General features: G+C 68.7%; 20 protein-coding genes. 16 read left to right on the top strand and 4 right to left on the bottom strand.

Annotated features, from left to right (window positions below):
- Positions 1–350: 350 nt before the first annotated feature.
- The 4 genes from ACFW9O_RS35940 to ACFW9O_RS35955 all read left to right on the top strand — a co-directional run bounded on the left by ACFW9O_RS35940 (position 351) and on the right by ACFW9O_RS35955 (position 4541).
- A complete protein-coding gene (locus ACFW9O_RS35940; RefSeq protein WP_384615307.1) occupies positions 351–1667 on the top strand; it encodes an ABC transporter substrate-binding protein in 1317 nt (438 codons plus the stop codon).
- A complete protein-coding gene (locus ACFW9O_RS35945) occupies positions 1667–2629 on the top strand; it encodes a carbohydrate ABC transporter permease (RefSeq protein ID WP_384615308.1) in 963 nt (320 codons plus the stop codon). The genes ACFW9O_RS35940 and ACFW9O_RS35945 overlap by 1 nt, the downstream gene beginning before the upstream one ends.
- A gap of 12 nt (positions 2630–2641) precedes the next feature.
- On the top strand, positions 2642–3493 hold the full coding sequence (locus ACFW9O_RS35950) for a carbohydrate ABC transporter permease (protein ID WP_351178453.1): 852 nt from the start codon (positions 2642–2644) through the stop codon (positions 3491–3493).
- Positions 3494–3569: 76 nt separating this feature from the next.
- Positions 3570–4541, top strand: coding sequence for a hydroxyacid dehydrogenase (locus ACFW9O_RS35955; protein ID WP_384615342.1), 972 nt, complete (start codon positions 3570–3572; stop codon positions 4539–4541).
- A gap of 41 nt (positions 4542–4582) precedes the next feature.
- Here the strand turns inward: ACFW9O_RS35955 and ACFW9O_RS35960 are convergent, their stop codons facing one another.
- Positions 4583–5668, bottom strand: a complete 1086-nt coding sequence (locus tag ACFW9O_RS35960; RefSeq protein WP_384615310.1) for a substrate-binding domain-containing protein — start codon at positions 5666–5668, stop codon at positions 4583–4585.
- Positions 5669–5821: 153 nt separating this feature from the next.
- Here ACFW9O_RS35960 and ACFW9O_RS35965 point away from each other — a divergent pair, with 153 nt between their 5' ends.
- From ACFW9O_RS35965 to ACFW9O_RS36010, 10 genes are all read left to right on the top strand, one after another.
- Complete coding sequence (locus tag ACFW9O_RS35965; protein WP_384615312.1) at positions 5822–9019, top strand: chondroitinase family polysaccharide lyase; 3198 nt, start codon at positions 5822–5824, stop codon at positions 9017–9019.
- A complete protein-coding gene (locus tag ACFW9O_RS35970; RefSeq protein ID WP_384615313.1) occupies positions 9019–9864 on the top strand; it encodes a family 16 glycosylhydrolase in 846 nt (281 codons plus the stop codon). Before ACFW9O_RS35965 ends, ACFW9O_RS35970 begins: the two co-directional genes overlap by 1 nt.
- A 335-nt stretch (positions 9865–10199) precedes the next feature.
- Positions 10200–10361 carry a hypothetical protein gene (locus ACFW9O_RS35975; protein ID WP_384615314.1) on the top strand — a complete coding sequence of 54 codons (162 nt, stop codon included), beginning with the start codon at positions 10200–10202 and terminating at the stop codon, positions 10359–10361.
- 631 nt (positions 10362–10992) lie between these two features.
- Positions 10993–11820 (top strand): class I SAM-dependent methyltransferase, encoded by an 828-nt coding sequence (locus ACFW9O_RS35980; protein ID WP_384615316.1) that lies wholly within the window; start codon positions 10993–10995, stop codon positions 11818–11820.
- A 204-nt stretch (positions 11821–12024) separates the two neighbouring features.
- Complete coding sequence (locus ACFW9O_RS35985; protein ID WP_384615318.1) at positions 12025–12861, top strand: helix-turn-helix domain-containing protein; 837 nt, start codon at positions 12025–12027, stop codon at positions 12859–12861.
- Between the two features lie 82 nt (positions 12862–12943).
- Positions 12944–13414, top strand: coding sequence for a cupin domain-containing protein (locus ACFW9O_RS35990; protein WP_384615319.1), 471 nt, complete (start codon positions 12944–12946; stop codon positions 13412–13414).
- Positions 13411–14130, top strand: coding sequence for an SGNH/GDSL hydrolase family protein (locus ACFW9O_RS35995; protein ID WP_384615320.1), 720 nt, complete (start codon positions 13411–13413; stop codon positions 14128–14130). The genes ACFW9O_RS35990 and ACFW9O_RS35995 overlap by 4 nt, the downstream gene beginning before the upstream one ends.
- Positions 14131–14326: 196 nt before the next feature.
- Positions 14327–14959 (top strand): DUF2461 family protein, encoded by a 633-nt coding sequence (locus ACFW9O_RS36000; RefSeq protein ID WP_384615321.1) that lies wholly within the window; start codon positions 14327–14329, stop codon positions 14957–14959.
- A 247-nt stretch (positions 14960–15206) separates the two neighbouring features.
- A complete protein-coding gene (locus ACFW9O_RS36005) occupies positions 15207–16103 on the top strand; it encodes a phosphotransferase (protein ID WP_384615323.1) in 897 nt (298 codons plus the stop codon).
- A gap of 188 nt (positions 16104–16291) precedes the next feature.
- On the top strand, positions 16292–16747 hold the full coding sequence (locus ACFW9O_RS36010; RefSeq protein ID WP_384615325.1) for a group II truncated hemoglobin: 456 nt from the start codon (positions 16292–16294) through the stop codon (positions 16745–16747).
- Positions 16748–16956: 209 nt separating this feature from the next.
- Here ACFW9O_RS36010 and ACFW9O_RS36015 read toward each other — a convergent pair whose 3' ends face one another.
- A complete protein-coding gene (locus ACFW9O_RS36015) occupies positions 16957–18177 on the bottom strand; it encodes a metallophosphoesterase (RefSeq protein ID WP_384615326.1) in 1221 nt (406 codons plus the stop codon).
- A 214-nt stretch (positions 18178–18391) separates the two neighbouring features.
- On the bottom strand, positions 18392–18553 hold the full coding sequence (locus tag ACFW9O_RS36020) for a hypothetical protein (RefSeq protein ID WP_384615328.1): 162 nt from the start codon (positions 18551–18553) through the stop codon (positions 18392–18394).
- Positions 18554–18640: 87 nt separating this feature from the next.
- On the opposite strand from ACFW9O_RS36020, the gene ACFW9O_RS36025 reads away from it, so the two are divergent.
- A complete protein-coding gene (locus tag ACFW9O_RS36025) occupies positions 18641–19192 on the top strand; it encodes a PadR family transcriptional regulator (protein WP_384615329.1) in 552 nt (183 codons plus the stop codon).
- Positions 19193–19227: 35 nt separating this feature from the next.
- On the top strand, positions 19228–20952 hold the full coding sequence (locus ACFW9O_RS36030; protein WP_384615330.1) for an acyl-CoA dehydrogenase: 1725 nt from the start codon (positions 19228–19230) through the stop codon (positions 20950–20952).
- A gap of 112 nt (positions 20953–21064) precedes the next feature.
- Here the strand turns inward: ACFW9O_RS36030 and ACFW9O_RS36035 are convergent, their stop codons facing one another.
- Positions 21065–21586 carry a hypothetical protein gene (locus ACFW9O_RS36035; RefSeq protein WP_384615331.1) on the bottom strand — a complete coding sequence of 174 codons (522 nt, stop codon included), beginning with the start codon at positions 21584–21586 and terminating at the stop codon, positions 21065–21067.
- Between the last annotated feature and the right edge of the window lie 273 nt (positions 21587–21859).

A 21859-nucleotide genomic window follows, 5' to 3' on the forward strand; every position in this document is an offset into this window, starting at 1 on the left:
CCGTGGAGTACGACCTACCGCACCCGACGACGGCGACCCGCCCGCCCGGATGCGGCAGCCGGGCGGCGACGGAGACGGCCAGTTCCGCCGCCCTCACCCAGCGCTCCGGCCGGCTTGCGATCTCCGCAGTGGCATGTGCGGCGGCGCTCATGGGGCTCTCTTCTCCTTTGCTCTGTCGGGTCGTCCGAGAGCCATGTTCCAGCCCCGTCCGCACACCATTGCAGTGAGCAATAGGCGAGCAATTGCGTCACGTTTCAACAGTACTTCAGTGATTGCTTATTGATTGCGTACGCGGAGGGTGAGTAGACCTGCCGTTCAACAGGCCGACAACGGTGTTGAGGAGCAGGGCGATGAACAGATGGTTGATCCGGCGGACCGCGGCCATGAGCGTGGCCGGCGCGCTCGCCCTGGGGCTGACCGCATGCGGCGGCTCGACAGGCAGCGCCTCCGCGGGCAGCGGCAAGGAGCTCACGTACTGGTCGATGTGGAAGGAGGGCGAGCCGCAGCAGAAGGCGCTGTCCGCCGCCATCGACGCCTTCACCGCCGAGACCGGCATCAAGGTCAAGGTGCAGTGGCAGGGCCGCGACGTGCTGAAGAAGCTGCAGCCGACCCTGCACGGCGTGCCGGCCGCCGACCTCATCGACCGCAACCTCCCCCAGGTCAAGTCGATGATGGTGTCCACCGACACGGCCGCCGACCTGGCCGGCGTCCTGAAGGAACCGATCCCCGGCGAGCCCGGAAAGACCGTCGGCGACGTGGTGCCGGCGAAGTATCTCGAGCTGGGCAAGGCCGAGGGCAAGCAGGTCGTCCTGCCGTACGCGATCGTCGCCAACGGCCTCTGGTACGACGGGAAGTCCTTCCCCGGCCTCGGCCAGAAGCCCCCCAAGGACTGGGACGCCTTCCAGGCGACGCTTGCCGCGGAGAAGAAGGCGGGCCGCGCCCCGCTGGCCCTCGACGCGGACATCCCTGACTACGGCGCCTACTGGTACAGCAACTTCGTGGTGGGTGCCATGGGCCCGGGCTCCTTCCACGCGGCGGCGGCCGACGAGAGCGGGAAGCTGTGGAAGGAGCCCGATTACGTCAAGGCGGCCCAGCGCGTCTCCACGCTCGCCAAGGGCGGGTACTTCGCCGACGGCTACGCCGCCAGCAAGTTCCCGGCGATCCAGCAGAAGTGGGCCACGGGCAAAGCCGGTTTCCTGCTGATGGGTTCATGGATCGCGGGCGAGACCAAGCCGTACGCCACGCCCGGCTTCGACTTCAAGATGCTCCCGTTCCCCACCGACGGTGCCCCGGGCGCGGGCACGCCCATCGAGACGACCACCTTCGGCTGGGTCGTCCCGAGCAAGGCCAAGCAGAGCGAGGCGGCCCGTAAGTTCGTCGCCTTCCTGTACGGCAAGAAGCAGATGCAGGCGTACGCCGACGAAGCGCAGGGCATCGTCGCCCGCGAGGACATCAAGGTCGCCCCGGCCATGGCCGACGCCGCCGCGGCCCTGAAGGAGAACACCCCGTACAGCACCTTCGACGGCGTCGACATGGACTTCGCCGAGTGGTGGACGAAGACCTTCCACCCGCTGCACACCAAGCTGGTGACCGGCAAGATCTCCGCACAGGACTTCAGCGACCAGCTCGCCGCGCAGAGCGCCGACTTCTGGAAGCGGGCGGGCTGATGACCACTGCCGTCGCCGACGGCGCGCGTTCCACCGCCCCGGCCCGCCGCACGGTGGCGGGCCGGGGCGCCGTCGGCCCGTTCGCCGCCCACCGCAAGCGCCTCTACCTGCCCTTCGTACTGCCCGCCTTCCTTCTGTACGCCGCGTTCCTGCTGGCACCTGTCGTCGCCACCGGCTGGATCAGCCTGCACACATGGGCGGGCGCCGGACCCATGGAGTGGGTGGGCGCGGACAACTACACCCGGATGTTCCAGGACCCCGCCTTCCGGACGTCCTTCGGCAACACTCTGCTGCTGCTCTTCGGCGGCGGCTCCGTCACCTTCCTGCTCAGCTTCGTCCTCACGATGCTGTTGCGCGACCTTGCCGGGAGGTCCACGGCCCGCTCGGTGATCTTCTTCCCCAACATCGTGCCCGCGCTGGTGATCTCGATCCTCTGGGGATTCCTCTTCCAGGCCGACGGGCTGCTCAACACGGCGCTGCGCTCCATCGGCATCGCGCATCCGCCCGCCTGGCTCGCCGAAGAGAACCAGTTCAAGATCATCATGCTGGGCATCATCTGGATGAGCACCGGCTACTACACCACGATCATCATGGCTGCGGTGGACCGTATTCCGCCGTACCTGTACGAGGACTGCGCTCTGGCCGGGGCCAATGCCTGGCAGCGCTTCCGCCACGTCACTCTGCCGCTGTCCTGGGACGTCATCGGGATCTGCGCGGTGCTGTGGACCATCAACGCGATGAAGGCCTTCGAGTTCATCCTCGCCATGGCCGGCTCGGCCAGCTCCATGCCCTCCATGTCCAACTGGACCGCATCGCTGTATGCGTACACCTCGGTCTTTGCGCCGACGGGTGTGCCGCAGTACGGCATCGCGGCGGCCTCCGCCATCGTCACGCTCGCGCTCGTCGGCGTCCTGGTGGTGCTGATCCGCCGGCTGATGCGGCGCGAAGCGCTCGAATTCTGATCGGGGAACACTGTGAGCACTGCATCGACTCTGCGTGCCGGCCGGGCGCAGCGCCTGCTGGGCGCGCCGCTGGTCTGGGCGTTCGTCGCCTTCAATCTTCTTGTGCTGGTGTGGATCCTGGCCTCCTCGATGAAGGAGACCAGGGACATCATCGCCTCGCCCTGGTCGGTGCCGGACGCCTTCCATTGGGACAACTTCGAACGGGCGTGGAACGCGGGGAACTTCGGCCCGGCAGCCCTCAACTCCTTTGCGCTGGTGGGTGGTACGGCTCTTGCGACGGCGCTCCTCGCCGCCCCCGCCTCGTACGCGCTGAGCAGGCTGGGGGCGCGGAGCGCGGGCGCGGCCACCTCGCTGTTCGCCATCGGCCTCGGCATCCCGGCACACGCCGTGTTCCTGCCGCTGTACCAGGTGATGGCGCCCCTGGGCCTCGTCAACAACCTCTGGGGACTATGGCTGCTCTACACAGCGACCTCGATGCCGTTCGCGGTCTTCTTCCTGACGGGGTTCTTCCGCTCGCTGCCCGCCGAACTGGAGGAGGCGGCGGCCCTGGACGGCGCCTCCCCGTCGTACACCTTCTGGCGAATCATGCTGCCGCTGGCACGCTCCGGTCTGATCACCCTGCTGCTCCTCAATGTCATCAACCACTGGGGGGAGACGTTCTTCGCACTTGTCTTCATCCAGGATCAGCAACTCCAGACGCTGCCGCTGGCACTGCTCGGCTTCATGCAGCAGATGCAGTACAACGGTGCGGACTGGGGTGGGTTGTTCGCAGGCATCGCGGTGGTCGTCCTGCCGTTGGTGGGGCTGTACATCTGGCTCGGCCGCCGCATCATCGAGGGCATGACCCTCGGCTCCGGCAAGTAGTACGCACACGTATCAGGTTGCCGGTCATGGAAGGGCAAAACGCACTGTGTCACCCCGACTCACAGCTCTCATCGCCATGCGCCAGGATGTGGCGGCACTGGCACTCCCCGACGACGTACGGGCGCGGCTGGGCGCGGTCTGCGACGTACCGGACCTGGTGGTCGACGACTTCGGCCGGCCCGAGGCGCGCAAGGCCCTGTCCCGCACCGATGTGCTGATCTCGGGGTGGGGCTGCCCGACGGTCGACGCGAGTGTGCTCGCGGACGCACCGCGGCTGCGGGCCGTCATGCACGCGGCGGGCTCCGTCAAGCATGTGCTCACCCCGGCAGTCTGGGAGCGCGGTATCACGGTCTCGTCGGCCGCGCCCGCCAACGCGGCGCCGGTCGCCGACTACACGCTCGCCGCGATCCACCTGTCGGCCAAGCGGGCGTTCCGCACGGCGGGGGAGTACCGGGCGGGCCGGCCCCAGGACCTGACGGTCTCCCCGGCCACCGGCCTGCTCGACCGTACGGTCGGCATCGTCGGGGCCTCGAAGATCGGCCGGCTGGTACTGGAACGGCTTGCCGGCGCGGGAGTACGGCTGCTGGTGCACGACCCGTTCCTGGAAGCCGCGGACGCGGACGCGCTGGGGGCCCGGCTCGTGGGCCTGGACGAGCTGTTGGTCAGCTCGGACATCGTCTCGCTGCATGCCCCGCTGCTGCCCGAGACGAGGCATCTGATCGACGCGCGGGCGCTCGGCCTGCTGCGGGACGGCGCGGTGCTCATCAACACCGCACGCGGCGGCCTCGTCGACACCGAGGCGCTGACAGTGCACTGCGCGGCGGGGCGCATCGACGCGGTCCTCGATGTGACCGAACCGGAACCGCTGCCGCCGGGTCATCTGCTGCTCACCCTGCCCCATGTGCTGGTCACCCCGCACATCGCGGGCGCGATGGGCACGGAAGTGCGGCTGCTCGGCGCGTTCGCGGTCGGCGAGGCGGAGCGATTCGCCGCGGGCGAGCGGCTGCTGGGCGAGGTACGAGCCGAGGACCTGTCCCGCATCGCCTGATCGCCTGATCACCGGGTTCCGGGGCAACGCCCCGGGACCCGTCACCGCGTGCGCCCGCCACACGACGCGCGGACCACCAGATTGGGGCGCAGCTGCACCTGGTGCAGCGGTGACGCGTCGCCGTCGGACAGGCGGCGCAACAGAATCTGCGCGGCCAGCCGGCCCACCTGGAACTTGGGCGGCGAGACGGCAGTCAGCGGAATCTCTGCCACGTCCGCGAACTCGTTGTCGTAACTGACCATGGCGAGGTCGTGAGGGACGCGCAGCGCTGCCCGCCGGGCCGCCGACTGCACCAACGCAGCCTCGCGGTCGCCGAAACACAGGGCGCCCGTGACCCCTGCGGCAACGAGCTTTGCCACGGTGGCGTCGGCGCGGTCCGGGTTCCAGGCGTCCATCACGGCGCTGTCGTACACCGCCTCGGGCAGTGCGAAGTCCACGACCGCGCGGGCGAATCCGGTCCGGATGGGCTCGGCGGTCGGCGCGTCGACGCGGACGACCAGTGCGAGACGCTCATGACCGAGGGTGCGCAGATGCCGCACGGCGTCGTAAGCGCCTCCCTCGTGGTCCGTGCAGACGTGCTCCGTGGGGTCGCCGGGACCCGCCGCCGTCAGCCGCCGCTCCACCAGTACGGCCGGGACGGGCAGATGGAGCAGTTCGTCCGTGCGTCGCGCCGGATCGTCGGAGGCATGCAGGCCCGGCACCAGCAGAAGCCCGTGCACACCCGCAGCCAGCAGCTCGGCTATCGCCGCGTCCTCCGCCTTCGGGTCGTAGTGCGAGCACGCCAGCACGAACTGGGCACCTGCCTCGGCCAGCACCTCCTGGATGCCCTGGATGACGCGTGGGTAGTAGAGCGCGGTGTCGGGCACGAGTACGCCGACGATCCTGCGCCTGTCCGGGACGCGTGGCGGGAGACCGAGCGCGAAGGTGCCCGCGCCCTGCCGCCGCTCCACGAGGCCTTGGTCGACCAGGTCCTCGTACGCCCTGCGGACGGTGGTGACGGACAGGCCGGTCTCGGTGGCGAGCGCCCGCTCGGTGGGCAGTTTGCTGCCCGGCGGCCAGGTGCCGTCATGGATGCCTCGCCGCAGATCGGCGGTGAGCTTGCGGAATTTGAGTTCTCGGGCCGACACGGTCCCCCCTGGGCGTGCGAAGAAAGAGCAATTCTCGATGCGCGGCGGAATGCTCCTTGAATCCTATCGTCGGACCTCCCTAACGTCCGCAGGCAATTCGGCATCGGATTCAGTACCGGCTCACGTCCCAGCCCAGCTCTCTTGAGGATGCTCATGAACGCTCTCCCCCCTCCGCCCGTTTCGCGCCGCAGACTGCTGGCGTACGGCGCCGCCGCCACCGGTGCGGTGGCCCTGCCCTTCGTCGCGGCCCCGGCCGTCGACGCCGCGGAGGCTGCCGAAGGGGCCGCCGAGGCGCCCGTGTTCACCGAGCTGGAGGAGCGGGCTCTGGCACTGAGGCCGCCCGCGTTCCTCCTTGAATCCGCCGTCCCACAGCAGATCACCGCGAGCCCGGACGCCGGACTCGCGATCAGCGACGTGCGATCCGTCTGCGGCACGCGCTCCCTGCGCTGGGACCACGGCCCGCGCTCCGTGATCACCGTCGACGCCGAGCTCGCCTGGTCCGCCGACCCGTACGAGCCGAGGCCGCTCGCCGACCAGGCGTGGCAGGGCACCGTCGACACCTTCTCGGTGTGGATCCACAACGAGAAGTCCACCGGCACCGACGACGTCGTGCGCTTCGAGTTCGGGCGGGGGAGCCGCACCGACTGCTGGTTCGAGTTCCGCCTGGACTTCACCGGCTGGCGCACCGCCTGGGTGCGCTATGCGTACGACATGCACGGCCGCCCGCACCCGGCCATGGACACCCTCCGCATCATCGCGCCCCGCAGGTCCGGCACGCTCTGGATCGACCAGCTGCTGCTCAATGTGGCGCTCCGTCCCGACGCCCCGACCCGCGACGCGCAGGTCCCCGAGATCTGCGTCGAGGGAGACGACTGGGACCAGCAGCACTGGCAGGCACTGCACCTCTTCGACCGCATCCTCACCCGCACCACCATCCCCGCCCCCGACCCGTCCGGGGCCGAGACCGACGCGCTGCGCGACCTGAAGACCCGCTACCACGCCGACTACCTCGCCGCCGCTCCCAAGGTCGACGATGCCTACGTCGCCACCCTCACGGGCCAGGCGAACGCCCTCCTCACCGGCCGCCCCGTGTTCTCGTACCAGTCTCAGATCTATCCGCCGGAGATCAGCGCCGACCTCAAGACCTTTGTCGGCGCCGTCACTCTGCGCGCCGTCACCGACCTCATGCAGAAGACCGCCCAGGCGTACGACGTGGCGGGCGCAGCCCACAGGCCGGCCATCGGCGCGCTCTATGTACGGCTCGTGGAGCGGCTGCGTGAGCAGGGCTGGACGTACGGGAGCTGTCTCGGCACGATCCACCACGTCGGCTACGACATCCGCGGCTACTACGACTCCGTGTACCTGATGCGAGACGTCCTGCGGGAGGCAGGCCTGTTCGAGGCCGTACGCGCCGACCTGACCTGGCTCACCGGCTTCGGCCGGATCTTCCGCGGCCTCGAACACCGCAACGCCCACGGCTCCACGTCGGACATCATCAACACCACCGTGCGCGGCAAGCTGGCCGTAGCCCTCCTCCAGGACGGCGAGGCCCGCCAGGTCGCGTACCTGAAGGCACTGCGCGACTGGCTCAGCCGATATCTGCTGCCCACCGACGGCATCCAGGACGGCCTCAAGACCGACGGCACCACCTTCCACCACGTCGGGTTCTTCCCCGACTACGCGCGTGACGGATTCGTGGGGCTCGCGCCGATCGTGTACGTGATGAGCGGTGGCCTCTTCCGGATCTCGGCCGAGGCCCACGGCTTCCTCAAGCAGGCCGTACTCACCATGCGCGTCGTCGCCAACACCCACCACTGGCCGATCTCGCTCAGCGGCCGCAATCCCATCGGCACCACCGGCCTCGTCGTCTCGCCCTTCCAATGGCTCACCATCGCCGGCACCCCCGACGGCTCCAAGGACCTCGACCCCGAGCTCGGCGCCGCCTTCCTGCGCCTGCTGCCCGCCGCCCCCGCCACCGCTCAGAAGAAGATCGCGGCCAGACTCGCCGCCGTCGGAGTCACCGCGGAGAGCGCGCCGTCCGGCGCATGGGCCTACAACTACGCCGCACTCGCCGTGCAGCGCCGTGACAACTGGCAGGTGACCGTGCGCGGCCACAACCGCTACCTGTGGTCCACCGAGATCTACGAAGGTTCCAACTGGTACGGCCGCTACAACACTTACGGCCAGATCCAGGTCCTGCACCGCGGCAGCCCCGTCACCAACCTCGACAGCGGCTACGGCCACGACGGATACGACTGGAACCGCCGCCCCGGCACAACCACCCTGCACAAGCCGTGGGCACAGTTGAAGGGCGACCTCACCGGCACCATCGAGGAAGTCATGCTCACCGAGGAGCGGTTCGCCGGTGCCCACACCATCGACGACCGCAACGGCATGTTCGCGATGCGGCTGCGCGAGCACCCCAAGTACGACGGCAGCCATCGCGCCCGTACGTCCGTCTTCCTCTTCGACAACCGGGTCGTCGCGCTGGGCACCGGCATCGAGAACGGCGACGAGGTCCACGAGACGGAAACCACCCTCTTCCAGACCCGCCTCGCCACCACCACCGAGCCCACCCACGTGGGCGCGGAGCCGGTCACCGCGTTCCCCTACGAGCACCACCGTGAACTCACCTCCGCGCAATGGCTGCTGGACGACAAGGGCCTTGGCTACTACCTCCCGCCCGGCCAGCACCTCGCGCTCACCCGTTCCAGCCAGCTGTCGCGCCACCACGGCACGGACGCCGAGACGCGCGGCGACTTCGCCACCGCCTGGCTGCGCCACGGGACCGCGCCACGCGGTGCCTCGTACGCGTACGCCATGCTCGTCGGCGCGACCGCCGAGTCGATGGCGGACTTCACCGAGGCGATGGCCGACGAGGCGCGGGCGCCGTACACGGTCCTGCGCGCCGACGACACCGCGCACATCGTCACCGACCGGTCCACCGGCATCACCGGGTACGCCGTCTTCGACGCGAGCCGCACACTCACCGGCGACGGGCCGGTCCGGGCCGTCGACACACCCTGCATGCTGCTGGTCCGCACCCCGTCCGACACCGCCGACGGCGCGACGCTCGTCCTGTCGGTGTGCGACCCGGACCTGCGTCTCTACGAGGGCCGCGACCACGCCCAGTACGAGAAGGGCGAATACACCGGCCGCTACAGCCCGTTCTCCCGCCCCTGGCTGGGCAGCCCGAGCGTTCCGCACACCTTGCGCGTCACGCTCGACGGCCGCTGGCACCCGACAGCGGACCAGCCCTGCACCACCCGCATCCAGAACGGCAGAACCGTCGTCTCTTTCCGCACGGTCGACGGCCGCCCCGTCCAATGCCTTCTGACAAGGGAGTCATGATGACCGGAACCCTCCGCCCGCTGGCGGCTGTCTCGCTGGCCGCCGCACTGCTCGGCTCCACCGCGTACGCCGTTCCGTCCGCGGCACCCGCACTGGTGGACACCGCGACCCCCGCGTCGGCCCAGCCCGCCGCCGGGCCGGCAGGAACCCTGGTGTTCAGTGACGAGTTCACCGGCTCGGCGCTCGACGCCACGAAGTGGAAGGTGCGTGATCAAGAGCGCACGGAGACCGACCGAACCGACGGCATCCGCTGGTGGTACAAGCCGGCCAACGTCCGGGTCATCCCCGACAACGGCGGCAACCTCGCCATCGACCTGCGCAACGTGGCCACGAACCAGTACGCGGGCGGCCGCGTCGACACCGACAGTGTCTTCGACTACACCCATGGCACCCTCGAGGCTCGCATTCATGTCCCGCCCACAAATGGGCACTTGGGTGCGGTCTGGCTCCAGACACACAGCTGGGGCAGCATCAAGGGCAGCGCCGAGGACGGTGCGGAGATCGACCTGATCGAGAGCGCGTACGCCGACGACAAGTACGCCGCGACCATCCACTACGACGGCTATGGAGCCGACCACCAACAATCCGCCCAGGTCGTCCCGGCCGCCGCCCTGCACAGCACGCACTACCACACCATCGGCCTCAACTGGACTGCGTCACGTATGGAGTTCACGTACGACGGCACGGTCGTGCGTACCGTCACCGACCCCAAGCTGATCAGTCAGGTGAAGGAGTATCCGATCCTCTCCCACGAGGTTCTGGACTGGGCCGAGGGCGACGTCACGACAGCGCCACTGGACTACCGATCGACGATGTACGTGGACTGGATCCGCGTCTGGCAGTGAGCACGGGGCGGGGCTGGGCCCGAGCAGGACGTCCCGGCCGTGTGGCCGCGCTCGGCGTGGGCGTCGAAGACGAGATTCTGCGCGGTCCTTGCGACATGGCGCGCGGCGAGGATCCGTTCAACGGGGCGCTCGCTGAGTACGTAACGGGCAGCTCGGGCGGGCATCGGAGCCGGCCCTCTCCGGCCCCGGGAGGCTTCCTGGATCACCGCCTCGGATTACCTCACCCTGCCCCCGTTGCGGCAGGCGGAATTCGGACTGCACGAGCCCGCCGTCGAGGACGCCTCGGGGACGAGACGGCCGCCCGCGCCGTCGGGATCTTCTCCTGGGCGTTCTCCTTGACGCCAGGCTGCTCGGGACCGTCCTTCCGCCTGCGGGCGAAGGCCGAGCAGTACGAGGACGGCACCGAACCGATCATCCTGCGCACGGCACGCTACGACGACGAGCGCGCGGAGATCGACACCGGAGAGGTCTGTGCGACATCCCGCGAGTTCTCCTGAGCCTCGCTGAGTGACCGAGGTCAGGGGCTCGTTCCTCCTTCGGGTGCCCTGCCCGTCTGCGACGTAACTTCGGGATTCCTGAAGCGTTCCTCGACCTGCCCAACCGTAGGATCACCATCGCCGGACATGGCCAACGGCTCGGCGAACTGCCCCACCAGACCCTGCTGGCCTGGCTCGACCAGCGCCGGGCCACCTGGCCAAAGACCCCCAACCGGCACGTCCTGATCAACGCGAAGACAGCCCTGGGAACCGGGCCCGTCAGCCCCGAATACCTTAAACGGCACCTGCCGCACCACGGCGTTTACCTCGAACGCATCTGCGCCGACCGGGTACTTCACGAGTCACTGACCGTCGGCACCGACCCACTGCATCTCGCCCTGGTCTTCAACCTGTCCCACACCGCCGCGAGCCGCTACGCGGCCATCGCCCAAAACCTGCTCGACGACCAGATCGAGCAGACCGCCGAGATGCGGTCGGAAGGGAGAACGGGCCCTCTTGACGGCTGCCCGTGAAGCGATCCCCGGCCGAACGGTGGTGGCGGATCAGACAGAAAAGACCGGCACGGCTTCTGTCGAGGAGCTGCCGTTAAACCAGTGGCACCCCGCGGACGCGCCTCATAGCTTGTGCGCTCGTGACTGATGATCCGCAGATGCGCCCGAATCGACATGACCTCGGTCGAGTGTTCAACGAAGTGCCCGAGCTCTACGACCGGGTCCGGCCGGGATACCCCGACGAACTGTTCGCGGACCTTGTCACCGTCACCGGCATGGACGAAAGGTCGTCGGTGCTGGAGGTGGGCTGCGGTACCGGCCAGGCGACGCGCTCGCTGGCAACGCTCGGATGCTCAGTGACCGCCATCGAGCCGGGCGAAGGAATGGCCGCACTCGCTCGCCAGCGGATCGCCACCTTCGGCAACGTCGAAGTCGAGACGTCGATGTTTGAGGAGTGGGACGACCGCGGTCGACGCTTCGATGTCCTTGTGGCTGCGTCGTCGTGGCACTGGGTCGACCCGTCGATCGGCTGGCAGCGAGCGCACGACGTGCTCCATCCCGCAGGCTGGATGGCACTGCTCGGCAACGTCGTTGTCCGCCGAATGGGAGAGCCGGAGGTGTATGCCGAGACAGCCGATCTCCACGAGCGGTTCTGCCCCGGGAACCCCGACTGGGGTCATCCGCCCATGGAGGACGACGTGCGCACCACCGACGAGGGCTGGGGACTGGTCGAAGATCCCGGCGGATTGTTCGGCTCAACGATCGTGCGCTGGTACCCGACCGTTCAGTGGTTCGACGGGGACGGCTTTGCCGATCACCTTCGCTCGTTGTCGCTGTACCGGAGGCTCGACCGCGACGTCCGTGAGCCCCTGCTCGACGCAATCGCCGAGCGCATCCGCACGCGGATGGGCGACCGAGCATCACGCCGATACCTGAGCGTTCTCCGCGTCGGACAGCGCGCCGAGTGATCCCAGCGGTGAAGGACCTGCCGATTCATCGGCAACGGACCCACCGCACTTCCATGCCTGCCTGCCAAAGGCGCCGTGGGTTCCCAGTGAAAGCACCTCAGTCACGCTGAACTCACGGCCGACGTGCCGGTAAGAACCGCGTCACCAGCCGCAATCAGCGGTGATTCAGTCCTCCTGGGCTGGGCGGCTCGTACACTGACGAAAATGGAGGACCACACGGCCACCGGGATCGGTGCACGTCCGGCGCCCGTCTTGCGGCAGTACGTCGACTCGTATGTCGGCTTCGACCTCCGCGGGCTCCCGACGGGGGTGCACTGCGGCCCGCCGAGCCGCGCGCTCACTGCGGTGATCAGCCTGTCAGATCCTTTGGAGGTGGCGGCGGGCGTTGACGACGGGTCACCGGTCACCCGATTCGGCAGCGTGGCCGGCGGTCTGATGTGTCGGTCCGTCGCGATCCACCACAACGGACGCCAAAAAGGTGTTCAGGTATCGCTGACACCGCTGGGGGCCCGGGCCATCTACGGCATGCCGCCCGCCGAGCTCGCCCACCGGCTGGTCCCCCTTGACGAGCTTCTCGGAGCGCTTGCCGTCGAGCTGGTCGACCGGCTCCGAGCGGCGACGACATGGGCGGCGCGGTTCACCGCGCTGGACGAATTACTCCTCCGCGCTGTCGGCCGTGACGCCTGCGGCCACCATGTGCGCGGGGGGCGCCCCGAGGTGGCCGAGGCGTGGCGCCGCCTCGTTGCCGCGCGGGGTTGCGTCCAGATTGGTGCGGTCGCCGCGGAACTCGGCTGGAGCCGTCGGTACCTCACCGAGCGGTTTCGCGGTGAGGTGGGCCTGTCGCCGAAGACCTTCGCCCGAGTCTTGCGCTTCGAGCACGCGCACGAACTGGCGGCGGCGCACGACCCGCTCCCGTGGGGCGATGTGGCAACCGTCTCCGGCTACTCCGACCAGGCCCATCTCGTCCGGGACTGGCGCGAGTTCACGGGCCGATCGCCGACCGCCTGGCGTCGCAGCGAAGTCCTCCTCGGAGCCGGGTAGCCGCCAACCGCCTGCCCTTCGCGTCGGCTTCCCTTCCCTTTTCTTCAAGACCGCCCGATCGCTGTCGTGGACGATCGTCGGCATGAGACTCGTCAACCACGAACGCAATGCCATGGACCTGCGGACCACCCCCGTGCACCTCGCACTGGGATCGAGAGCGAAACCCGTCGAGGGCTTCACCTGGGACCCGGAGGTGCTCCAGGCCTACAGCGCCGCGGTCGCGGCAGACGGCGCCGAGGGCCGGATGGTGATGATCTTCGACGGCGACGGGCCCGGCGACCATGGGGAGGTCCACCCTGCAGGCGACGAACTGGTCGTTTGCCTCAGCGGGTCCGTGACGGTCACCCGCGACGTGGACGGGGTACCCGACCGCGTTCTGCTCGGGCCGGGCGAGGCCACCATCAACCCGGCCGGGGTATGGCACGTGGTCGACATGGAGGGGCCGACGTCCATCCTGGCCATCACCGCGACCCTCGGCACCGACCACCGTCCTCGGACCGACACCCGCCCGACCGAACGCGTCGGCACGCCCAGCCCGGAGGAAGCGCCGTGACGACACGCATCGTGTGCCTCGGCGACAGCCTCACCCGCGCGCAGTTCAGCGTCGACTACCTCGATCTTCTCGGACGACGCCACCCTCCCGGTGACGTGCAGCTTGCCCGCTTCGGAGCCAACGGCGACTTCGCCTACAACCTCTTGCAACGCCTCGATGCTGTCGTCACGAACCCACCCGATGTGATCACCGTGTTGATCGGGACCAACGACGCCCGAGCGAGCCTGGCCGGCTACCCCGTCGAGCAGGCCATGAAGCGCAAACAGCTCCCCGATCGCCCGTCGGCTGGCTGGTTCCAACAGTGCCTGGGAGCCGTCGTCGCACGGCTGCGAGCGGAGACCGACGCGACGATCGGTCTGCTGTCGCTACCGGTACTCGGCCAACAACTCGACGGAGCAGCGGCACAGGCATCGCAGGCGTACAGCCGGATGATCGCCGAGGTCGCCGCCACCAACGAGGTGGCCTACCTCCCGCTCCACGAACGCCAGGTCGAGGAACTGCGCCAAGCGGACCCGCCGCCGATTTCGTACCGGGAGGTGACGCCCGCAGCGGTCGTCGGCGTCCTCGTCCAGCACGCAGTGCTGCGCCGCAGCCTCGACACGATCTCGCGGCGGCGAGGTCTCGTGCTCACGACCGACCACATCCACCAGAACAGCCGCGGCGCCACCCTTATCGCTGAGGTCATCGATGCCGGTCTGCTGACCCAGAGCGCGTAGCTGGTTCCGGCGCCCGGCCAGTCGGATGCCATCCGCGCGGAGGTGGCATCCGATCCAGGCGGTCAACGCCTACGCCATCCGGCTCGTAGCGCTCAAGCCCTCGAGCGGGGCGACGACGAGCGCCTCGTGGCGAAGGGGGCCACGGTGTCGGTCGGCGCTCTCCGTGCGCGGACCATGGGTGAGTTAACCTGCCCGCATGCGCACACAGTTCACCGGATGGCCGGAGCAGGCCATGGACGTGTTGTGGCAGCTCCAGGGCGAACCGTCCCAGGCGACCCGCGAGCTCTGTCGCGCGGACCGCGAGCGCCTGGTCCGGCAGCCGATGATCGCCCTGCTCAACGAGGTCGCGGACACCGACCCTCGGTACGAGGACTTCTCCGTCTGGCACTACCGCACCGACTCCTGGTGGTGGCAGCACCAGAGCGCGGTGATCCGGCTCGGCCGCAAGATCGAGATCGGTCTCCGGTTCGACCTGGACGGCCTGCGGATCCAGGGTGCCTGGTGGTACCCCGATCCCGGCCAGGTGGACATGTTCCGCAAAGCCGTGGCCTCCGAGGGGAGCGGCCGCGAACTGTCCGCCATCGTCGAGGAGGTGCGGAAGAAGGGCTACGAAATCTCCGGGGACGTGATGAAACGTCTCCCACGCGGCTACCCGACGAATCACTCCCGTGCAAACCTGCTGCGCCACCGTTCGCTGATCGCCGCCCGTTCCCTCGGCTGCGAGGAGTGGCTGCACACCTCCGAGGCAGTCGACCGGGTCCTCTCGGCCGCCGCCGATCTGGACGCACTGCTGATGTGGCTGGTCCGCCACGTCAACCAGGCCGCCTGACGTTACGTGGGCGCCGCGCGGCACGGGAGGAACCACACCCGTGTCTGCAAGCGTGGCATCTGGGCCCGGATCTACAAGTAGTAGGGGCAGCACTGGACGCAGGCTTCTCCGAACTTGGGGCCGGTCTGTCCCGAGCCTCCGATCCGCAGCTTTCTGAAACCGAATTGGTGATGCCAGAGCGATCAGAACACGATGTTCCGGCGAGCGAGATCCGGCTCCGTCCGCCACCTCAGTACTGTGACTTCGCATGACCGACACCGAGATCGAGATCACCGCAGACCTGGTCCGCGACCTGCTGGAGGAGCAACATCCAGACCTTGCAGGGCTGGCCATTCGCGAGGTGGCGGGCGGCTGGGGCAACCAAATGTGGCGTCTCGGGGACGAGTTGGCCGTGCGCATGCAGCGCATGGACCGCACCCCGGAGTTCCAGCTCAAGGAGCGGCGGTGGCTACCGTTGCTGGGCCCGCGCCTGCCGCTCCCGGTGCCGGCGCCGGTGCGGTTCGGCGAACCGTCCGAGCGCTTCCCCAAGCACTGGACCGTGATGACGTGGGTTCCCGGCGAGCCGCTGGACCACGGCTCGATCAGCCGCGGTGACCACGCGGCCGACACGCTGGCCGGCTTCCTTCGGGCGCTCCATGTGGAGGCGCCCGCCGAGGCGCCGATCGCTACGGACCGCGGTGCCCATCCCAAGAACTGCACGGACGGTTTCGAGTACTTCCTCCAGGCCGTTGTCCCCGACGACATCGCTGCCGATGTCCGGGCCGTCTGGGACGATGCCGTCGCGGCCCACGCGTGGGAGGGCCCGCGGGTGTGGGTGCACGGCGACCTCCATCCCGCGAACGTCGTTGTCTCGGACGGAACGCTCTCGGGCATCATCGATTTCGGTGACATGTTCGCCGGCGATCCGGCGTGGGACCTTGCCGCCGCATGGGTGCTGCTGCCCTCGGGCAAGGCCTCACGGTTCTTCGACATGTACGCGAATGCAGACGGGGCGGCGATCCGGCGTGCCCGCGGGCTGGCCGCTATGAAGAGCCTCTTCCTGATGCTCATGGGGCAGAACGGAGATCGGGGGCTTCCAGGCGGCAAGCCGAACTGGGGGCCTGCAGGCCGGGCGGCACTTGATCGTGTTCTGACGGGAGTTTGACGCACGCTTCTTTGCCCAATACCACGCTCAGGTAAGCAGTTCCGAGAGGCGGTGCCTGGTGCTCCGTCCGGAAGATACGCCCGGCCAATGCTCGCAATCGAGTCGCTCGGCGGGTTGAATGCGAAGAGACTCGTGGAAATGAAGCACCACAAGCAGTCCACCGTGACATCCACCCCGGAAGAGGCGGAATGACCGACAACACGAAACCTCTGGTCGAGGCCATCGGCGGTCTTGATGCGCTCCGCCGCCTGAGCAACACCTTCTATGACGCTGTCCTGGCGGATCCTGTGCTCGCCCCTGTCTTCGCCAACTTCAGCCGCACCCATACCGAGCACGTCGCCGTGTGGCTCGCCGAGGTCTTCGGCGGCCCGACCGGGTTCACTGACGAACTCGGCGGCCACCAGGCTCTGCTGCGCTCCCACCTCGGCCTGTCGATCACCGAGGAGCAGCGCCTGCGCTGGATGGAGCTGATGACAGGTGCTGTCGAGAAGGAACTCCCGGACGACGAATTGCTGCGGTCCCGTGTCATTGAATACTTCGACTGGGGCACCAAGATCGCCCGCGAGGTGTCAGCTGATCCGGCGGGCACCGACGTCGGTGACCCCGGGCCCACGCCCCGGTGGGGCTGGAACGGACTGGCCTGATTCTTTGCCCTCTGTGTGGACGGTTCCTGGATCGGGTCCATGAGGTAGAGGCATCACGCGTCGCTGACCTGCCCAAAACGTAGCCACGTATGGCTCGTTGGAGCCATCGACCCGGATCTTGCCCACAGCAGGACGGGCCCGGCCATCCCTCGACAGAGCAACCCTCGGAGCGTGCACCGCTCCAAGCGGATGCGTCGGCCCGTCGAGTGCTACAGCGAGGTGGGCCGGTCCGGGGAGCGGAGTACGAGCAGGGTGATCTCGCTGGGGGCGAAGACGCGGAACGGCGGGCCCCAGAAGCCGGTGCCGCGGCTGGTGTAGAGGAGGGTGCGGGCGCCGTGGTGGCTGAGGCCGGCGAGGGCGGGCTGGTCGATGCGGACCAGGTGGTGGAAGGGCCAGATCTGGCCGCCGTGGGTGTGGCCGGAGAGCTGGAGGTCGACGCCGTCGGCTGCCGCCCGGTCGATGAACTTGGGCTGGTGTGCCAGGAGCAGGACGGGTAGGTCGGGGTCGGCGCCGTCCAAGGCTCCGGCGAGGTGGGCGCGGTGTCCGGCCAGGCCGGAGGACTCGGCGGTGACGTCATCCACCCCGGCGACCACGAGAGTGTCGCCTCCGCGGTCGAGCAGCAGATGGCGGTTGCGTAGCGGCTCCCAGCCCAGCTCGTCCATCAGGTCGACCCAGCCCTGGGCCTCGCTGTAGTACTCGTGGTTTCCGGTGACGTACACACGGGCTCGGGTGGCCCGCACGGTTCCGAGTGGGGCGGCCTGCGAGCGGCGGCGTTCGGCCGTACCGTCCGCGATGTCACCCGTGTGGCAGACCAGGTCGGCCTCCAGGGTGTTCACCTTCTCGCACACCTGTGCCGACCAGCGAGTGCGATCGAGGGGACCGTAGTGGGTGTCGGTGATGAGGACGACGCGGAGTCCGTCCAACCCAGCACCCAGCCGGGGGAGTTGCACGTCGAGTCGGCGCACGCGCGGCACGCGGCGGGCTTCGGCGTATCCCCAGGCGAGTAGTACGGCGGTTGTGCCGAGGACGGCCCACGTGACGATTCGAGCCCGGTCCTGGCCCTCCTCGACGCCGGCCACGGTCAGGGCGAGCCGCAGGAGGACGCCGAGCAGAACGGACCAGGTGAACAGGACCCAGCTGGTACCCAGGAGGGTGTCACCGATGATCGCCGCCCGGTCCTGCTGGCGCCGGCCGTGGCCGCGCATCATCGCGAGCGGCATACCGACGAGACCGAGGGCGAACAGGGCGGTGCCGGCGAGCGTGACCGGCAGCGGCCAGTGCTGGCCGCCGTACAGGAGTACCCAGCAGGGCACCGCCCACAGCAGGACGGGGGCGATCAGGGGGAGGTAGCGCATCAGGCGGTGTAGTCGACTCTGCCGCGGCGCTTGCGCCTCACTGTCGGCGGATCGGGTGTTGCTGGAGTCGGTCACGCTTCCCCTCACAGGCCGGGCTGCCGTCCCGCGCACTGTATCCGGTCGCCTTCGGGCCGACGGGACCGGTGTTCATGGGTGCGGCCCCCTTGGGGCGAAGGGTTCCCTGCGGGATGGCGAAACCGGGCCGCAGACAGCCCGCCGTCGTGGCTCCCACGCGTCAACTGCCGACGCCAGAAGCCCGGATGGAGTTGGTGTCGGCGCGAGGCGGCGGTCACTCCGCCGCTGCCGAGGACGTCTGCCGGGCGTAGCGGCACACCGCTCGGTGGCCCTCGCGGAGTCGCTGCGCCGCCCGCACCCAGGTCGTGCTGTAGTGCCGGGCCGTCCAGCAGTGCGTGGGGGAACGGGCAGCCGCCGGGGTCGGTCGACCGGTCACGGCGGGTCGCCATCGCCGTGGAGTGAGGTGTGTCGCACGTGGCCGCGGTCTGTTGCTATGCAACTAGTTGCGTAGCAGACTCGCCGTATGGCCCTTGAGCACGCGATCCTGGTGTCCCTGTTGGAGCTGCCCGGTTCCGGCTACGAGCTGGCGAACCGCTTCGACCGAACCATCGGTCGATTCTGGAGCGCCAGCCACCAGCAGATCTACCGGGTGCTCAAGCGCATGGAGTCCGACGGCTGGGTCGCCGTCGAGGAGGTGGCCCAGCACGGCCGACCGGACAAGAAGGTGTACGCGGTGGCCGGCCCCGGACGGGCCGTGCTCACCGCCTGGCTGAGGACACCTGTCGAGTCCGAGTCGGTTCGGCAGGAGCTGGCCGTGAAGATCCGGGGTGCCGCCTTCGACGATCCTCAGGGCAGGGCCGGACTTCTCGCCGAGGTGGAGCGGCACCGGGAGATCCACACCGCCATGCTGGAGCGCTACCTGGCCGGGGAGCGCCGTGACTTCCCCGACCCCGAGACGCAGGACGCGGGCCAGTCGCTGCAGCACGTCGTGCTGCGCGGTGGCATCGAGTACGAGCGCATGTACCTCGCCTGGCTCGACGACGTCCTCGCGACCCTTCGCCGGATCATCGGCTGACCTTGCAACCTGTAGGCCCCAGAAGGGACCCTTCCATGCCCAGCGAACTGCTCTTCAACCCGCGCACGTACGATCCTGCGCACTTCGACCCGGAGACCCGCCGCCTGCTGAGGGCCACGATCGACTGGTTCGAGACGCGTGGCAAGAAGGCGCTCCTCAGCGACTACATCGACCGCACCTGGTACGCGGACTTCCTGGAGTTCGCCGCCAAGGAGGGCCTCTTCGCCGCCTTCCTCACCCCGTCCGCCAGCGCGTCGGACGACGGGAACAAGCGCTGGGACACCGCCCGCAACGCCGCCCTCAACGAGATTCTCGGCTTCTACGGCCTGAACTACTGGTACACCTGGCAGGTCACCATCCTCGGCCTCGGCCCGGTGTGGCAGAGCGAGAACCCCCAGGCGCACGCCCGCGCGGCCCAGCTGCTCTCCGAAGGGCATGTCATGGCCTTCGGTCTGTCCGAGAAGGGCCACGGCGCCGACATCTACCAGACGGACCTGGTCCTCACCCCGGACGGCAAGGGCGGCTTCCTCGCCAACGGCTCCAAGTACTACATCGGCAACGGCAACGTCGCCGGCCTCGTCTCCGTCTTCGGCCGCCGCTCCGACATCGAGGGCCCCGACGGCTACGTATTCTTCGCCGCGGACAGTCGCCACCCCGACTACCACCTGGTGAAGAACGTGGTGAACTCGCAGATGTTCGTCAGCGAGTTCCGCCTGGAGGACTACCCGGTGGGCGCCGAGGACGTGATGCACACAGGGAAGGCCGCCTTCGACGCCGCCCTCAACACGATCAACATCGGCAAGTTCAACCTGTGCGCCGCCTCCATCGGCATCTGCGAACACGCCATGTACGAGGCCGTCACCCACGCCCACAACCGCATCCTGTACGGCAAGCCGGTCACGGCCTTCCCGCACGTGCGCCGGGAGTTCACCGACGCGTACATCCGGCTGGTCGCCATGAAGCTCTTCAGCGGCCGAGCTGTCGACTACTTCCGCTCCGCCGGCCCCGACGACCGCCGCTACCTCCTCTTCAACCCGATGACCAAGATGAAGGTCACCACCGAGGGCGAGAAGGTCATCGACCTGATGTGGGACGTCATCGCCGCCAAGGGGTTCGAGAAGGACACCTACTTCGACAAGGCGGCCCGGGACATCCGTGGCCTGCCCAAGCTGGAGGGCACGGTCCACGTCAACCTCGCCCTGATCCAGAAGTTCATGCCCAACTACCTGTTCGATCCCGCCGAGTACGCGCCCGTGCCCACCCGTCTCGACGCGGCGGACGACACCTTCCTCTTCCAGCAGGGACCGGCGCGCGGTCTGGGCGCCATCCGCTTCCACGACTGGCGCACCGCCTATGACGCGCACGCCGACCGGCCCAACGTGGCCCGCTTCAGGGAGCAGGCAGACGCTCTGTGCGAGCTGCTGTCCCAGCACGCTCCCGACCGGGCCCAGCAGCAGGACCTCGACTTCTCGCTCGTCATCGGCCACCTGTTCGCCCTGGTGGTCTACGGCCAGCTGGTGCTGGAGCAGGCCGAGCTGACCGGCCTGGACGCCGACGTGCTGGAGGAGATCTTCGACGTGCTGATCCGCGACTTCTCCGCCTACGCCACCGAGCTGTACGGCAAGGCCGCCACCACCGACGCGCAGGCCTCCTGGGCCCTGGCCGCCCTACGCCGTCCCGTCGCCGACCCCGAGCGCGGCGCCCGCGTCTGGTCCCAGGTCGAGGCGCTGTCCGGCACCTACGAGATGCAGTCCCTGTAGGGCGTGTTGCGGACGTGCTGGTCACAGCCGCTTGTCCAGGGCGGTGACCAGCGCGGTCGCTTTGTCGCGGACGACCGGCTCACAACGGAACTGCCTCCCTCCGACGGATGGATCAGTCGTCGGTCGCGACGAGCAGTACGACCTGGCCTTCCGACCGGTTGATGAGCACAAACTCGTGGAAGTCGCTGTGCACACCGCCCCAGTCATGGAGCGCCTCGTCGCCGAGCTTCCTCAGGTAGTAGATCTGCTCGGCCGCGGCCAGGCGGTCGAACACCTCCCGCTGCAGATCCGTCGCAAGGTCGGCGGGAACGTCCTCGAACTGGTTCGCCCACGCCCACAGGATCCGGTCACCCTCCTCCCGCCCGATGACTTCGTACACCTCGGGGCTCACCGCCCTCACCCAGTACGGGCCGTGCCGGAGTCCCGCAGGCAGCACTCCACCGCCGGCGTAGTCGTCCCGAAACTGTTCATGCTCGATGAGTGCGGCAAGCAGCTCCGCATCTCCGTCGGCCCTCCCGGGGGACCGCAGACGCTTGATATCGACCCACCTGAAGGCGTGTGACCTCGAATCCAGGAACGTGTAGTTCCGAAAGTTGATGAAAGTGCTGCCTTCGTGGGTGAGCTCGTTCTGCACGACTGACAGCCTAGACAGATGCGCCCATGTCACGGTCGGCGGAACCCCGGCCCCGGCGCCCGTACGGACGAGGGCCTGGGCCGGGCGCTCCGGTGCCCCTCGGGTTTCCTCACGTGCACGCGGCGAGGGCCCGTGGTGACGATCACCACGGGCCCTCGGCAGTACTGCTTGTGGCGGGTCAGCCCTTGCGGGTCTTGACCTCGTCGGTGAGCTGGGGGACGACGTTGAAGAGGTCGCCGACGACGCCGTAGTCGACGAGGTCGAAGATCGGGG

It is taken from the genome of Streptomyces sp. NPDC059499 (genome assembly GCF_042749285.1).
In the GTDB taxonomy this organism is placed as follows: domain Bacteria; phylum Actinomycetota; class Actinomycetes; order Streptomycetales; family Streptomycetaceae; genus Streptomyces.

What these genes read in the sequence shown, in the direction of transcription:
- ACFW9O_RS35940 (WP_384615307.1), top strand. Translation starts at nt 351, where the DNA reads ATGAACAGATGGTTGATCCGGCGGACCGCGGCCATGAGCGTGGCCGGC.
- ACFW9O_RS35945 (WP_384615308.1), top strand. Translation starts at nt 1,667, where the DNA reads ATGACCACTGCCGTCGCCGACGGCGCGCGTTCCACCGCCCCGGCCCGC.
- ACFW9O_RS35955 (WP_384615342.1), top strand. Translation starts at nt 3,570, where the DNA reads ATGCGCCAGGATGTGGCGGCACTGGCACTCCCCGACGACGTACGGGCG.
- ACFW9O_RS35965 (WP_384615312.1), top strand. Translation starts at nt 5,822, where the DNA reads ATGAACGCTCTCCCCCCTCCGCCCGTTTCGCGCCGCAGACTGCTGGCG.
- ACFW9O_RS35970 (WP_384615313.1), top strand. Translation starts at nt 9,019, where the DNA reads ATGACCGGAACCCTCCGCCCGCTGGCGGCTGTCTCGCTGGCCGCCGCA.
- ACFW9O_RS35985 (WP_384615318.1), top strand. Translation starts at nt 12,025, where the DNA reads ATGGAGGACCACACGGCCACCGGGATCGGTGCACGTCCGGCGCCCGTC.
- ACFW9O_RS35990 (WP_384615319.1), top strand. Translation starts at nt 12,944, where the DNA reads ATGAGACTCGTCAACCACGAACGCAATGCCATGGACCTGCGGACCACC.
- ACFW9O_RS36000 (WP_384615321.1), top strand. Translation starts at nt 14,327, where the DNA reads ATGCGCACACAGTTCACCGGATGGCCGGAGCAGGCCATGGACGTGTTG.
- ACFW9O_RS36005 (WP_384615323.1), top strand. Translation starts at nt 15,207, where the DNA reads ATGACCGACACCGAGATCGAGATCACCGCAGACCTGGTCCGCGACCTG.
- ACFW9O_RS36010 (WP_384615325.1), top strand. Translation starts at nt 16,292, where the DNA reads ATGACCGACAACACGAAACCTCTGGTCGAGGCCATCGGCGGTCTTGAT.
- ACFW9O_RS36025 (WP_384615329.1), top strand. Translation starts at nt 18,641, where the DNA reads ATGGCCCTTGAGCACGCGATCCTGGTGTCCCTGTTGGAGCTGCCCGGT.
- ACFW9O_RS36030 (WP_384615330.1), top strand. Translation starts at nt 19,228, where the DNA reads ATGCCCAGCGAACTGCTCTTCAACCCGCGCACGTACGATCCTGCGCAC.